This is a genomic window from Xenorhabdus poinarii G6 (genome assembly GCF_000968175.1).
Lineage (GTDB): Bacteria > Pseudomonadota > Gammaproteobacteria > Enterobacterales > Enterobacteriaceae > Xenorhabdus > Xenorhabdus poinarii.
This window is the reverse complement of the sequence record NZ_FO704551.1, coordinates 3,229,020-3,242,566: the sequence shown is the minus strand read 5'-3', so window position 1 is coordinate 3,242,566 and position 13,547 is coordinate 3,229,020. Positions and strand designations below refer to the sequence as shown.

At 39.6% G+C, this 13,547-nt stretch carries 13 protein-coding genes and 1 pseudogene; 3 read left to right on the top strand and 11 right to left on the bottom strand.

From position 1 onward, the window contains the following. Positions 1 to 271: 271 nt before the first annotated feature. From XPG1_RS17145 to XPG1_RS14970, 4 genes are read right to left on the bottom strand one after another with little or no spacing between them, the layout of a single operon-like run. A complete protein-coding gene (locus XPG1_RS17145) occupies positions 272 to 1,516 on the bottom strand; it encodes an SPM autocatalytic domain-containing protein (RefSeq protein WP_052708324.1) in 1,245 nt (414 codons plus the stop codon). Between the two features lie 11 nt (positions 1,517 to 1,527). Beyond that, positions 1,528 to 1,995: a tetratricopeptide repeat protein gene (locus tag XPG1_RS14980; protein ID WP_052708323.1), complete on the bottom strand. Its 468-nt coding sequence runs from the start codon at positions 1,993 to 1,995 to the stop codon at positions 1,528 to 1,530. A gap of 20 nt (positions 1,996 to 2,015) precedes the next feature. After that, positions 2,016 to 3,485, bottom strand: coding sequence for an HlyD family type I secretion periplasmic adaptor subunit (locus tag XPG1_RS14975; protein WP_052708322.1), 1,470 nt, complete (start codon positions 3,483 to 3,485; stop codon positions 2,016 to 2,018). 17 nt (positions 3,486 to 3,502) lie between these two features. Further along, the gene (locus XPG1_RS14970) at positions 3,503 to 5,599 is read right to left on the bottom strand and encodes a type I secretion system permease/ATPase (RefSeq protein WP_231853029.1); all 2,097 of its coding nucleotides are present in this window, start codon (positions 5,597 to 5,599) and stop codon (positions 3,503 to 3,505) included. Between the two features lie 183 nt (positions 5,600 to 5,782). Here XPG1_RS14970 and XPG1_RS14965 point away from each other — a divergent pair. Then, positions 5,783 to 6,211, top strand: a pseudogene (locus tag XPG1_RS14965) (IS6 family transposase); the annotation flags it as partial. A 131-nt stretch (positions 6,212 to 6,342) separates the two neighbouring features. Here XPG1_RS14965 and yjgA read toward each other — a convergent pair. After that, positions 6,343 to 6,879, bottom strand: a complete 537-nt coding sequence (gene yjgA, locus XPG1_RS14960) for a ribosome biogenesis factor YjgA (RefSeq protein WP_045959826.1) — start codon at positions 6,877 to 6,879, stop codon at positions 6,343 to 6,345. 199 nt (positions 6,880 to 7,078) lie between these two features. On the opposite strand from yjgA, the gene pmbA reads away from it, so the two are divergent. Beyond that, positions 7,079 to 8,422 (top strand): metalloprotease PmbA, encoded by a 1,344-nt coding sequence (pmbA, locus tag XPG1_RS14955; protein ID WP_045959823.1) that lies wholly within the window; start codon positions 7,079 to 7,081, stop codon positions 8,420 to 8,422. 50 nt (positions 8,423 to 8,472) lie between these two features. On the opposite strand, the gene rnk is transcribed toward pmbA, so the two are convergent. The 3 genes from rnk to XPG1_RS18595 all read right to left on the bottom strand — a co-directional run bounded on the left by rnk (position 8,473) and on the right by XPG1_RS18595 (position 10,923). Then, positions 8,473 to 8,883, bottom strand: a complete 411-nt coding sequence (rnk, locus tag XPG1_RS14950) for a nucleoside diphosphate kinase regulator (protein WP_045959821.1) — start codon at positions 8,881 to 8,883, stop codon at positions 8,473 to 8,475. Between the two features lie 205 nt (positions 8,884 to 9,088). Further along, positions 9,089 to 10,321 carry an alanine racemase gene (gene alr, locus XPG1_RS14945; RefSeq protein ID WP_045959819.1) on the bottom strand — a complete coding sequence of 411 codons (1,233 nt, stop codon included), beginning with the start codon at positions 10,319 to 10,321 and terminating at the stop codon, positions 9,089 to 9,091. Between the two features lie 437 nt (positions 10,322 to 10,758). Then, entirely contained in the window at positions 10,759 to 10,923 is a 165-nt protein-coding gene (locus XPG1_RS18595; protein WP_157879514.1) for a hypothetical protein, read from the bottom strand. Between the two features lie 80 nt (positions 10,924 to 11,003). On the opposite strand from XPG1_RS18595, the gene XPG1_RS14940 reads away from it, so the two are divergent. Further along, positions 11,004 to 11,543 carry a hypothetical protein gene (locus XPG1_RS14940; RefSeq protein ID WP_045959817.1) on the top strand — a complete coding sequence of 180 codons (540 nt, stop codon included), beginning with the start codon at positions 11,004 to 11,006 and terminating at the stop codon, positions 11,541 to 11,543. A gap of 145 nt (positions 11,544 to 11,688) precedes the next feature. Here the strand turns inward: XPG1_RS14940 and npr are convergent, their stop codons facing one another. The 3 genes from npr to ptsN are packed head-to-tail and all read right to left on the bottom strand — an operon-like array spanning position 11,689 to position 13,340. Then, positions 11,689 to 11,961 (bottom strand): PTS phosphocarrier protein NPr, encoded by a 273-nt coding sequence (gene npr / locus XPG1_RS14935; RefSeq protein ID WP_045959815.1) that lies wholly within the window; start codon positions 11,959 to 11,961, stop codon positions 11,689 to 11,691. 20 nt (positions 11,962 to 11,981) lie between these two features. Further along, positions 11,982 to 12,833: an RNase adapter RapZ gene (rapZ, locus tag XPG1_RS14930; RefSeq protein WP_045959813.1), complete on the bottom strand. Its 852-nt coding sequence runs from the start codon at positions 12,831 to 12,833 to the stop codon at positions 11,982 to 11,984. A gap of 39 nt (positions 12,834 to 12,872) precedes the next feature. Further along, positions 12,873 to 13,340, bottom strand: a complete 468-nt coding sequence (ptsN, locus tag XPG1_RS14925) for a PTS IIA-like nitrogen regulatory protein PtsN (RefSeq protein ID WP_045959811.1) — start codon at positions 13,338 to 13,340, stop codon at positions 12,873 to 12,875. Between the last annotated feature and the right edge of the window lie 207 nt (positions 13,341 to 13,547).

Genomic DNA, 13,547 nt, shown 5'->3' with positions numbered 1-13,547 from the left:
ACGTTTTTTTACTGAAAAATATTTTTATTTTGATAAGTTTATTGTATTTTGTTTATTATCTACCGCGATATCTATGTTCATAAATCTGATAATACTTTATATATATAGTTTGAATTCTACTTTTAACCGCCATGCAAATGGGAGGATGACAATTGATTATTGCTTTAAATGGAAAAAACCGTCAATGAAGGTGTTCTATTCAGAAGAAAATTTCCCAGTGACGGTTTAAACAAAATTTGGGTTATTTCATAAATAAAAATAGTATATTTCTCTAACCGACAAGCGGTGTTGCTAATACCGTCATCGGGGTATCCTGTCGTGGCGTTATTTGATTAATTGATGAACTTACACTTTCTATACTAAATTCAGCCATGGAATTAATCATTTTATGAATTTCTTGTTGTGTCGATGCACTGGCATCTTCTTTTGTTAACTTAGGGTGAGATTGGAACCACACATCTACAATATCCGTTATCTCACCATTATCCCATGTAACAAATGAGGTCTCTTTATGTGCATTACCTGCCTGATCTACATATGCTTCATCTCTGTACGTTAAATTTATTTCCTTAATTCCTATATCAGATAAACCGACTAATTCATTTTCATCGACAATAGCGTTACTATTTTCATCCTTCCATACTTTTAATCTATCCCATTCTTTATCATCTTTTGATATAATAAGATCATTATTAGAATCCAATTCTGATAACGCTTCGAATCCATTTGTAAAATCTTTTTTACCCTTAATAATGCTATAGTTACCAAAAAGTTGGCTGCCAGACACTATTTTTCCATCATTATTATTGTCATAAACTAAAAGCCCATCATTTTTATCGACCCAACCAATAGATTCACTTTCTCCATCGTTATTTATATCAAAATATACATCGCCTTCAGGTATGGTGATCACTCCATCTCCATTTAAATCAACAATTAATGGAGAATGCGGCAGAACTGTATAGTTTTTCTCTTTCCATTTTTCACCCCAAGTGTCTGCATTTTTATAATTTTCCCCTATCATTTCAGCAATATTTTCATAATTGCTACTAGGAGTAAAGTGAGGTAACAAAAATCCGCCTATATTCGCATTAGCGTAATTTAGAGCCTTCCTGACGAAATGCACGCAATTGTTAGTGAAAAGATTATAGTTCGGAGAAAATCCAGGTATTTTCCCTAAAGGAGCTTGATTAATAAAGTCCATTAATTTTTCTCTACTTTCCCCTGGTATTTGTACGGTATAACTTTTTACCGTTTTCTTATCATATATAACGCTATCATTTAAACTAACATTATCATATCCACCCTTTTGTAAAGAACTTCCTGTTGACCAGCCAATATCCGTCGATTCTTGATATTTACCTCTTTCTATCGTCATCCAAACATGACCTGTTCGTGATATACCCGTTGTATTATCAGGATTTTTTAACTTTGTTCCCGGTTTCGCAACATGCACAGTGATGAAGTTTTGATCGTAAGCAGCGCCACTAACAGAATCATTTATTATTTTTTCCATACTGTTATCTCCTAATTATATTCATTTTTTGATTTTGGATTTGTTAACCAATACAAATCACTCATTGCCTGATTATTTCCTAAGTCAGCCGATTTTTTAAGTAATTCCAGGGCCTTTTCTTTGTTTTTTTCTACTCCTAGTCCATCTAAATATAATCTAGATAAATTATGTAAAGCCGTTTTAGGATTTTCTGACCTAATCGCTTTGTTATAATAATCTAAGGCTTTTGTATAATTTTGCTTTACTCCCAGCCCCTGTTCATATAGATAGCCAAGATTATTTAATGCAACAGCATTGCCTTTTTCTGCCGCTAATAAATAATACTTAAATGCCTCATGATAATTTTCATCTTCATGATCTAATTTGACAGCTGTTCTGATTAGCTCATCTTCATTAAGGTTTTTATAATTTATGTTATCAACGCAGGAAGTTAATAACGTAATTATAGGGAGTATGATTATACTAAACTTTTTTCTCATGCTATCACCTCGGATTGTTTTTATCTTTCCCAAAAACTTTCTTCCATCTTGGTTTTTAATGGGCTGATTATATAGTCTATAACTCTGCGTTTTCCTGTTTTTATTTCAGCAGTCACCGTCATACCCGCTTTCAATGTAACAAATTCTTCATCAATTTTAATTTTATTACTATCAAGGCTAACAATAGCTGGAAAAATAAAACCTTGTTCTTTATCTTCTACTGAATCATAACTGACATTTTTAATCTGGCCAGTCAAATAGCCATATCGGGTATAGGGAAAAGAATCCACTTTTATGACAACTGATTGTCCCTCATGAATAAAACCCATATCCTTGTTTGCGATCCTGACTTCAATTTCCTGTGGTGACTCGTCAGGTACAATAACCATCATTGCTTGGGTAGCCGGTACTACTCCATTAATAGTATGGAAAGCTAATTGCTGGACTCTTCCATCAACAGGACTATATAATATAGTTGTTTGAGTTCTTTTTTTTGACACTTTAGACTCAATAAATAATCGCTGAATATCATTATGTGCATTCCTTTTCATTTCATTCGCATCTTTTAACACTGTTTGGGTGTTAATTTCTTTTTCACGCTCAACTTCATTTATTTTATGTGCCAGTTCAAGATGCCTATTTTTATTAATTTCATGCTGGTGTTTTAATCTGGAAAGTTTATCTCTTTGATTTAGCCATTCGTGGCGTGATAAATAATTTTGTTTATACAATTTATCATAAGATACCGTTCTTTGTAATTCAAGTTGAATAGAATTACTCAAAGATACAATCTCTTCTTGTACAGATTTAGACTCTAGTTGATACTGATGTCTCTTCTCTATCAACTGCTTGTTTTTATTCATCCATGTTTGGTATAGAGAATAGGCCATATTCCAGCCTTGTTGATTTTGTTCATCTTCTATTGAATTAATAATTGAAAGTATTTCTTCTTTATTATCATGGGGTAATAAAGAACTCCATTCCAGTTCCTTTTTTTGCGCAGAAATCGATGTCAATACTGAATTGCCTATTTGATAGTTAATTAATGCAGTATTGAGGGCTAATACATTCTGCTGATGTTGTTCTTCAGCCCCTAAAACATCTATTGCGACTAAAGCATCACCTTTATGGACATATTGCCCTTCTATAACCCAAATATCTTTTATCTGGCCTGTTTCCAATGGTTGAATGATTTTATTTCGTCCGTAGCTTATTACTTTTCCCTGACTAATGACATCGATATCTATCTGACCAAAATATGACCACGTGATCGTCAATGCAGATAACGTGATAATACAGCGGCCAGTCCATCTCGCTAAAGGTGAAACGGGTGTTTCAGTTAAAGCCAAATGGTCAGGTAAAAAAGTATATTCATCCTTTAAACGCTTCGGAGGTGTCAGCTTATTACGCTCCTTCCATACAAGAAGGCAAACCGATTTATAACGGTGGAAAAATTCACTGACACCTTTAAACCAAACGGATATCTGCACAAAAACCTCATTGAAGATTATACTAATTCAGCCATTTTTCGATAAATACCATTTTCTATATTCATTAATTGATCATGTGATCCATTCTCTACAACTTCCCCTTTATCCATAACAATAATACGGTTTGTATTTCTTATTGTAGATAACCTATGTGCAATAATAATTACCGTTCTATTTTTACAAATTAATGGCATATTCATCATAATGGCTTTTTCGGATTCGTAATCAAGTGCGCTTGTTGCCTCATCAAGAATAAGTATTCTGGGATTGTTTAATAAAACACGAGCCAGTGCAATGCGTTGCCTTTGTCCTCCAGATAATCCAACACCTTGCTCACCAATTTGAGTGTCATACCCTTTAGGTAATTGCATAATAAAATCATGAGCACCAGCCTGTTTACAGACCTGAATGATAGACTGTAAAGATGCAGATGGATGAGTGAGTGCAATATTTTCTTTTATTGTGCGATTAAGCAATACATTTTCTTGTTGTACAACACCAATTTGGCGTCGCAACCAAGTTGGTTCAGCTAATGCAAGATCCAACTCATCAAGCATTATTCTTCCCTTTTCTGGAATATAAAAGCGTTGAATAAGTTTAGCTAAGGTACTTTTTCCCGAGCCGGAGCGGCCAACTATACCAATAATTTCGCCGGCCTTAATATCCAGAGATAAACTACTTATGTTCCATTTTCCGTCCATTTGATAGCGAAAAAAAACATCTTCAAATGTGACATCTCCTCGCAATGAAGATAAATTTACACTACTGTCAGCATGCTCTGTAGGGGTATTTAAAATATCACCTAAGCGAGCAACAGAAATCCCTATTTGTTGAAAATCCTGCCATAATTGAGCCAAGCGAATAATAGGTGCAGTGACCTGGGAGGCTAACATATTAAAGGCAATAAGCTGACCAACAGTGATTTCATTACTAATCACTAAATGAGCACCAAACCACAAAATTAAAATCGAAACTATTTTTTGGACTAATTGAACACCTTGTTGCCCAAATATAGCTAAACGGGTTACTTTCATGGCTGAACCAATATATGCAGGCAATAATTCATGCCAGCGATTTATGATTTGCCTCTCAGCAGCCAGTGATTTTAATGTTGAAACTGTGCTTACCGTTTCGACTAAGAAAGCCTGATTATCAGCATTTCTGGCAAATTGCTTATCTAAACGTTTTCTTAAGATGGGACTAATAATTACAGACAGAGTAATATATATTGGTAAGGAAATTAAAACAATTAATGTCAAAGGAGGGCAATAATGCCACATCACAATAATAAAGAGAAAAGAAAACATAAAATCTAAGATAGATGTAAACGCCTGTCCCGTTAAAAACTGGCGGATATTCTCTTGTTCTTTGATCCTGGCAATTGTTTCTCCTATCCGCCTAACTTCAAAATAACGAATTGGAAGATTTATTATATGGCCTAATAGCTTTGAGCCTAATTCAATATCTATTCTATTTGTTGTATGTGAAAAAAGATATGTTCTTAATCCAGTTAAAATAACCTCAAAAAAAACAACCACAACAAAAGCGAAGGCGATAACATCTAAAGTATTATAGCTTTGATGGACAAGAACTTTATCCATAACCACTTGGAAGAAAAGCGGTGTTACTAATGCAAAAACCTGAATAAAAATGGATAATATTAAAACCTCAGTAAATATATGACGATATTTAATAACTACTGGAATGAACCAAGTAAAATCAAATCGCTGCAATTTATCTGAAACTGATTTTTTTGAAGAAATAAGGATAATCTGGCCTGAATAAATGGAATCAAACTCATTCTTGTCAAGAATACGATTACTTTTCCCTTTTATATCATAGATGAGATATTTATTATCTTCTGCTTTTAATAAAATAAACGAAGATTCGTTTTCACCTATAACTAATGCCGGTAAAGGAGAAAATCTAAGTCTATCAATTGATTTTTTGACTAATTTAGCATGGAGCGAATGTTCTTTCGCCGCTAGCAACCACTGAGTTACACCGAAGTATCCATCTTTATCAGAAAATTGATGTTTTATTGAAAAACTATCCAAATTAACACCGTGATACCCAGCAATCAAAACCAATCCTGTTATTAATGATTGAGACAATCTGATACCTTCATCCTGAATAATTATTTCTAACTTTCAAAATAATATATCAAATAATTCTCATTATCAATATGGTGAGTTATAAATAATTTAAATTTATTAAATTTCCTTGTTTTAACCCGAGCTGAAAAGATAGGCCTTAGAATTCCCTGTTCTCGGTCAGGCGCGTACGGGTAGCGAAGTTACCGACGTGACAAGTCTGCGGTCGGGCGTTGCTGAAAACTGGACGAGACCTATATTAAGGTGAAAGGTCAATGGAAATATCTTCACCGGGCAATGGATTCCGACAGCAATACGGTGGACTTCTTGCTAACCGCGCATCGGGATAAGAAGGCTGCTCTGCGTTTCTTTAAAAAAGCGATGAGGCAACACAGTCGGCCTGACGTGGTGACAATCGATAAGAGCGATGCCAATACAGTCGCGCTGAATGAACAGGAGCATCGTTGTGTCAAACGACGGACACGCCCTATGCTGGAATTCAAGCATTTCAGACGAGTCAAGACCGTACTAGAGGGCATTGAATGGGTCAATATGTTATGTAAAGGACAATATCCACGGGGAGCGGAAAGTCAGATTTCACCGGCAGACTTTTTTCATCAACTGACCGATTAAAAATCAATCAATTCTGTTTTCGTTCATTCTCTCATTACATTTAACCCAAAGCGTAACTTAATCTAGATGAATAATGAAAGGGAAGGGAGGAAATGACCGCCAATTCTTAACGAAATGGCGGAGAGGGAAGATTAAGCTGATTCTGACAGCTCTTTCAAATATTGGAAAATCTGGCGGTAGGATTTCGGTGGTTTATTCGCCGCTTTTTCCTTTTTAGCATTACGAACCATTGTCCGAAGTTGCTGGCGATCCGTATGTGGATATAGGGCGATCACTTCTTCAAAGGCATCGTCATTTTCAAGCAGTTTATCACGCAGCTCTTCCAGTTTATGTAAGATAACCACTTGCTGGTTATGGCGATTTTTCAGTTTATCTAACGCTGTGGTAATGGGTTCAGGATCACGGGCACGCAACAATTTACCAATGAGCTGTAATTGGCGGCGACGCCCTTCACGTTTAATTTTCTGCGCCAGTTCAATGGCGGCCAGCAGATCTTCATCCAGAGGAATTCGCTCCAGTTGGTTTTTACTGAGTTCGACCAGTTCAGCGCCCAACTTTTTCAGGATTTCAGCGTCCCGCTTGATCTCACTTTTACTGACCCAGATTATCTCTTCTTCTTCCTCTTCAGCAGGATAATTGTCGAGCCAATCTTCAGGCTGCTTTGCCATAATGGTTTTCCTTCTAAAAAGGCCGGATAAAGGTGTGTTTTGGCACATGACCTATCGTCCGGTGGGTGTTAACATCCTAATATTGTGTATTGTAACTGGGAAAATTGCCTGATTACCACTCGGCATTCGTGCAATGAACCGAAAGAACGCATTTTTCCTGATAAATTTACCTTTTAATTCATTGGATTATGGTTAATTAATGATAATCACCAATCAACAAATCGCCGAGCAGCGGAAGAGGCTGGAAGATGCGGTTGCCCAGGCTCTGGAATTAGCGAAAGCAGGCAGTGATGCTGCGGAAGTCGCTGTCAATAAAACCACGGGAATTAGCGTTAGTACCCGTTTCAGTGAAGTCGAAAATGTTGAGTTTAACAGCGATGGCGCATTGGGGATAACGGTTTATCACCAGCAACGTAAAGGAAGTGCGTCCTCCACGGATCTCAGCCCTGAAGCGATTGCGCGTACAGTGCAGGCGGCCATTGATATTGCGCGCTATACTTCTCCTGATCCTTATGCTGGCCCGGCAGATAAAGAATTATTGGCCTTTGAAGCCCCTGAACTGGATCTTTTCCATCCTGCGGATCTGGATGCGGATAAATCCATTGAGTTGGCTGCCCGTGCTGAGCAAGCCTCCGTGCAGGCAGATAAACGGATTACGAATACGGAGGGGGGGAGTTTCAATAGCCATTATGGTATTCGGGTATTTGGTAATAGTCATGGCATGTTACAGAGCTACTGTTCAAGCCGCCATTCGATGTCGAGCTGTGTGATTGCTGAGCAAGATGGCAATATGGAGCGCGATTATGCCTATACGGTGAGTCGTCGTCTTGACGAATTAAAATCGCCTGAGTGGGTTGGTCAGGAGTGTGCCCGTCGCACGCTTTCCCGTTTGGGTGCGCGTAAATTATCAACGATGAAAGCGCCGGTTATTTTTTCTGCGGAAGTGGCTACGGGATTGTTCGGCCATTTAGTTGGCGCGATCAGCGGCAGCAGTATTTACCGTCAATCTTCTTTCTTGTTGGATAGCCTGGGCAAACCAATCCTGCCTTCCTGGTTGACGATTAAAGAACAGCCTCATTTGCTGCGTGGATTGGCTTCTACGCCTTTTGACAGTGAAGGTGTACGTACAACCCCACGTGAGATTGTTAAAGATGGGGTTTTGCAGACTTGGTTACTGACTTCCTATTCTGCTCGTAAGTTGGGAATGGTGAATACCGGTCATGCGGGTGGTATTCATAACTGGCAGATTGCCGGTCAGGGGCTGGATTTTGCTGATTTGTTACGTGAGATGGGAACAGGGCTGATTGTCACCGAGTTGATGGGACAGGGCGTTAGCGCAGTGACCGGGGATTATTCACGTGGTGCATCCGGTTTTTGGGTCGAGAAGGGGGAAATACAGTACCCAGTCAGTGAGATCACCATTGCAGGCAATTTGAAAGAGATGTGGGCAAATATGGTGACAATCGGTAATGATATTGAAACGCGCAGTAATATTCAGTGTGGTTCGGTATTGTTGCCGGAAATGAGTATCGCCGGTCAATAGGGATACTCAATCAACAGTAGCCAGTTCGGTATGACTGAGCTGGCTGAAAATCAGCGATGATATTCGCCGGCGGCCTCGGGTTGATAAAGCAATTCTAATACTTTTATGCGGGTTTTTTCGCCGTTTGGTAATGTCCAGGTGATTTCATCATTGACCCGTAGACCCAGAAGTGCAGCACCTAGAGGCGCCATTACGGACAGATGCTTTGTGCTGTCTTGCAAGGACGCAGGGTAGACCAGTGTCCGCACTCGTTCTTCATTACTGCCCAGATCAATAAAACGAATTTCACTGTTCATTGTGACAATATCCGCCGGAATATCCACTGGAGCCACTATCTCAGCCCGATCCAGTTCTTCGTTCAACGCTTTGGCAATACTGGAATTGGCAAAGGCAGGCTGTTCTAACAGAGAATCTAAACGTTCAGCGTCGAGTTCATTGATAATGATTTTAGGTGTTGTCATACCACGCTCCAAATTAGGCTCAATACAAAATAACACCCCACGCCACGAAGGAGGGGGGTGTTATTTTCAAAGTGATTAAAATGATATTAGGCTGTTCTGTCGTGAAAATAAAGAGATCATGATCACGAACTGTTTTGTGTTTTTAATGAAATAAGGCTCATCAGCACAGGTTAAGAAGAATAACCAGATATCACCGGCACTTTGATTATAGACCCTTTACCACGATTTTTGGGTTGGTTTCTCCCCAAATGGAAGATAACTCAACAATATGCTGACCACTCCATTTTTGGATATCAGACTGCGTGATCTCGTTATTGCCTTGTTTACCAAAGAGCACAACTTCATCGCCGGCCTTCACGTCAGGCAGGTCAGTCACATCGACCATCGCGGTGTTCATGGTGATGCTCCCCACAATAGGGGCACGATGACCATTGATCAGAACATAGGCTTTGTTTGACAGGTTGGTGCTTACGCCATCAGAGAAACCAACAGGCAGGTTGGCGAGTTTGGAATCACGCGTCAGTGTGTAAGTGTTGTTGTAGCTAATCCCATTGCCTTTCGGGTAGGTTTTAACAGAAGCAACACGAGTTTTTAATTCAATCAGTGGCTTATATTCTGGATGGCTGTCGGGCAGAATACCGTAAAGGGCACTACCAACGCGCGCCATATCGAACTGTGCTTCAGGAATGCTCATTGACGCAAGGGAACTTGATGCGTGCAGCGTGATTTCATCTCTGTTCAGATTAGCTGCGTTGATCAACCAAGCAGTTTGTTCCTGGAAGTGATTAATACTGGAACGGATAGCATCCAGATTAGCGAGTGCATGGTGGCTCATTATGCCGACCAGCTTCAGGTTAGGTAGCTGAGCGATTTTCAGAGCGTCTTGTTTACCTTGCTCTGTTTTCATTTCCAGCCCGTTGCGGCTCATGAGACCGGTATTCAATACCAGATGAACACGAATGTGTTTTCCGTGTTTTTTAGCCAGCGCATCAACAGCCTGAGCTTGTTCCAGATCACCAACCATCTCTTCCATGTCATAGCCCAATGTGCTTTCAATTTCGCTCACATTGGCTGTACGGACACGCATGAGTTGTCCTTTGAAACCGCTTTCCCGGACGAGACGCGCTTCTTCATTACTGGTAATTCCCACACAAGACACATCAGTTTTAATGATAGACGGCATCAGCAGGCCGAGCCCGTGGCCATACGCATCCCCTTTCAGTACCGCACACAATTGAGTCCCTTTGTTCAGATTTTTTCGTAGTGTGTGGATATTGTTTTCGAACGTCGTGGTATTGATTTCAACCCAAGCGTTATTGGTTGCTGCGATGCTTTCTGCGTGGGTGTTATCTAAAGAGAGCACAGGTGCTGCTTGGGCAACACCTTGAAACAGACCCAGACCAAGAAGGATCGCCAGTGTGGTTTTATTAAAACGCATGAAGTAAATCTCCAGTTTAGGATTTATGCGTGCAATGCACGGTACGTAAAAAACACTTAATGATAAGTTTTTTATTAATTTATTTCACATGTTTAAATTATTGAAAGATAACATTTATTATATATCTAATACTATTTATAAATAGTCAGTTTTATTAACTGTGTTAATGGTTTTGGCCAATCATTTTTAGAATTGAAGAAGGATCTACTTGCAGGATATAGGAAGGTTTTTTTATCTTTTGTCAGTTTTAATGACTTGTTTCTTGCTATTGTCAAAATCGGATATGGTCAAAAAACGTGAACGGGAGAGGGTGAAGAAAGGAGATGGCATATAGTCAATGCAGATATCGTAACAACACGTTAAAAATTTTCCGGCCCCATAAAAGGCCCTCAGATAAAAATCTGAGGACACATCTTAATCAGGGAACCATACGGATTTTATTGTCCGTTTTCATCGAGGCTTTGGAAGACGGATTTCATATAATGGTATTGATGGTCGCTAATTTTTTCTTTTACGACGTCATAGGCATTCGCGTTTTTAACAGCGATATATAACCCCTCTTTATGGAACGTCTCCAGTACAACGAGTGCCAAGTCCTTCATTGATTTTGTGCTTGCGTGCAAACCAATATGGCGACCAATTTGGTTATTGAGCAAATCGATTAGTAAAGGGAAATTAAAAAATGAAGGTAAGTAATAAAAAAATACTACTTATTTTAAGTGCATTTGCTATTCTAACTTTTGTCTATTTTTTCTCTTTTAGACAGTGGGATATCAAAGAGGTTATCGTTGATTACAGTAATAAACATTGCCAGATAAATCAAGAATGTTTGGTTGATTTTAAAGATTTAACCCCCTTTAGCTGGGATAGGGCTTATATTTTCCCCGACGGAAAAAATTCAAAATCGATCAATAATGCTATTGGTATGCAATATCGATTTACTGATGTTGGATTGAAATTTATTTTTATCAGAGATAAGGAAATTGTTTACTCCGAAGAGTATTTCCCTGATCTTGATTGTCATGATAAAAATCAAATTATCCCTGTTTTTGCTACTCTATATCCCAAAAATAATTATCCAAGTTATTATTTTTTAACAAAAGAAAATAGTCAATTATTTATAACAATGCGTAATAGCATATCGAGCAATTGTGATATGTTTTATGAGATCTCGCCCTCAAATGAAGATCAATCAGAAAAAAGCAATCCTTATAAGAAGTGAGTGTTTTTTCTGTATAGATGAGTTCCAAAACGCGCTGTAAAAATGTTGTGGTCTAATGAGCGAAGATAGCTTATCAGCCGGCTAATGTTATTAATATGACACTATCGGTTGGGTGGGTAATTTGATCTATTGGATAGATGCGCAACTATTCCTCATCAAATCCTGCGTTGAAAAGTTCGGTAATCGCCGCCAGAGCCTGCTCTTCATCCGGCCCGGTCGCTTCAACTTCAATATAGCTACCTTGTTCGGAATCTAACATTAACATGGCAATGACACTGCAAGCCTCAGCCTGAATATGACGACTGTTGCGCAAAATGACCTGCGATTGAAATTGCAACACAAGGTCGTGGAGTTTCATCGCAGGTCTGGCATGCATACCAAGCCGGTTTTTAATTTCAAGCCGCTTTTTGACTGTCATGCTTTGCTTTATGGGGCGTGCTATTTACGTTTTTCCAGTGTGCGGTGACGTGACTGCACGTTTTTACCACGAGATCGGAAATAATCGGCTAGCTGTTCGGCAACATAGACCGAACGGTGTTTACCACCGGTACAACCAATCGCGACAGTCAGGTAGCTGCGATTATTGGTTTCCAGCATAGGTAACCAAAGTTCAAGATAGCTACGTGTTTGATAAATGAAATTATGAACTTCAGTGTGGCGATCCAAAAATGCGGCGACAGGGCGATCTAAACCCGTCATAGGGCGCAGTTTCGGGTCCCAGTGCGGGTTTGGCAGGAAACGCACATCGAAAACATAATCGGCGTCAATGGGAATACCATGTTTGAAACCAAAAGATTCAAACACCATTGTCAGTTCACGTTCCCGTTTGCCCAGTAAACGGGTTCTGAGCATCTCTGCCAGTTCATGAACGGACATTTCCGATGTGTCGATAATCAAGTCGGCCCGTGAACGCAGTGGTTCAAGCAAATCGCTTTCTTGGTCAATGGCACTTTCCAGTGACAGATTTTTGCTGGATAGCGGATGCAAACGGCGCGTGTCACTGTAGCGACGGATCAGGGTATTACGATCTGCATCCAAAAACAGTAGCTGTGGTGAAAAACTGTCAGGGAGTTTCGTCAGGGCTTCTTCAAAAATTTCGGGTGACTCCGGCATGTTTCTGACATCAATGCTAACTGCTGCTGAAATATCGCGTTCAACCAGTGAGCTTGCCAGCTCTGGTAGCAACACAACCGGCAGGTTGTCCACACAATAGAAGCCCATGTCTTCCAGGGCACGCAGCGCGACAGATTTCCCTGACCCTGAACGACCACTGACTATCATCAGCACCATGAGGTGACTCTCCTAAATGTTTACAATTGTCATCACTATTTATTCAGTAATGATTTTATATAATTCATCATCACTCAGAGCTGAGCGCAGACGACGGCAGAAGTTTTTGTCTGCAAGACGTTTTGCAATCAATGATAGTGAGTGTAAATGAGTTTGACATTGATCTGATGGCACTAATAAAGCGAACAATAAGTCAACAGGTTGATTATCAATGGCATCAAAGGTAATGGGGTGTTCTAGATGTAAAAATACCCCAACGGCATTCGCCGAACTCTCTTTATCTAATTTGCCGTGAGGGATTGCAATCCCGTTCCCGATCCCGGTAGTGCCAACTTTCTCGCGGGAAAGTATAGCCTCAAATACGCTATTTTCTGATACGCCAAGCTGTTTTGATGCCAGTTCGCTGATAATCTCTAAAGCTCGCTTTTTACTCGAACAAAGTACATTGTGGCGTGTACATTCGGGTGAAAGGACTGAGCTTAGGGGTAAATCTGTTTCGTTGTTCATTTCTTTATTCACTTAGGGCCTTGTTCTACCAGATGCCTGACGGGCATCTGGTATTGATTCACTGCACCAGAACCGAACTTTCGTTCGTTCAACACCTTGAAATACATCGGTACAAATCGAAAGATCACCACCGACCGAAAGATCGCATGGTGTTACCTAAAAGGTGTTTATAGAGAGAACAGTGGTAATTTTATGATGGCCCCGTTG

Bases quoted from the DNA above. Each gene is read 5' to 3' on its own strand.
- XPG1_RS17145 (WP_052708324.1), bottom strand. From the start codon at position 1,516: ATGGAAAAAATAATAAATGATTCTGTTAGTGGCGCTGCTTACGATCAA.
- XPG1_RS14980 (WP_052708323.1), bottom strand. From the start codon at position 1,995: ATGAGAAAAAAGTTTAGTATAATCATACTCCCTATAATTACGTTATTA.
- yjgA (WP_045959826.1), bottom strand. From the start codon at position 6,879: ATGGCAAAGCAGCCTGAAGATTGGCTCGACAATTATCCTGCTGAAGAG.
- pmbA (WP_045959823.1), top strand. From the start codon at position 7,079: ATGATAATCACCAATCAACAAATCGCCGAGCAGCGGAAGAGGCTGGAA.
- rnk (WP_045959821.1), bottom strand. From the start codon at position 8,883: ATGACAACACCTAAAATCATTATCAATGAACTCGACGCTGAACGTTTA.
- alr (WP_045959819.1), bottom strand. From the start codon at position 10,321: ATGCGTTTTAATAAAACCACACTGGCGATCCTTCTTGGTCTGGGTCTG.
- XPG1_RS18595 (WP_157879514.1), bottom strand. From the start codon at position 10,923: ATGAAGGACTTGGCACTCGTTGTACTGGAGACGTTCCATAAAGAGGGG.
- XPG1_RS14940 (WP_045959817.1), top strand. From the start codon at position 11,004: ATGAAGGTAAGTAATAAAAAAATACTACTTATTTTAAGTGCATTTGCT.
- npr (WP_045959815.1), bottom strand. From the start codon at position 11,961: ATGACAGTCAAAAAGCGGCTTGAAATTAAAAACCGGCTTGGTATGCAT.
- rapZ (WP_045959813.1), bottom strand. From the start codon at position 12,833: ATGGTGCTGATGATAGTCAGTGGTCGTTCAGGGTCAGGGAAATCTGTC.
- ptsN (WP_045959811.1), bottom strand. From the start codon at position 13,340: ATGAACAACGAAACAGATTTACCCCTAAGCTCAGTCCTTTCACCCGAA.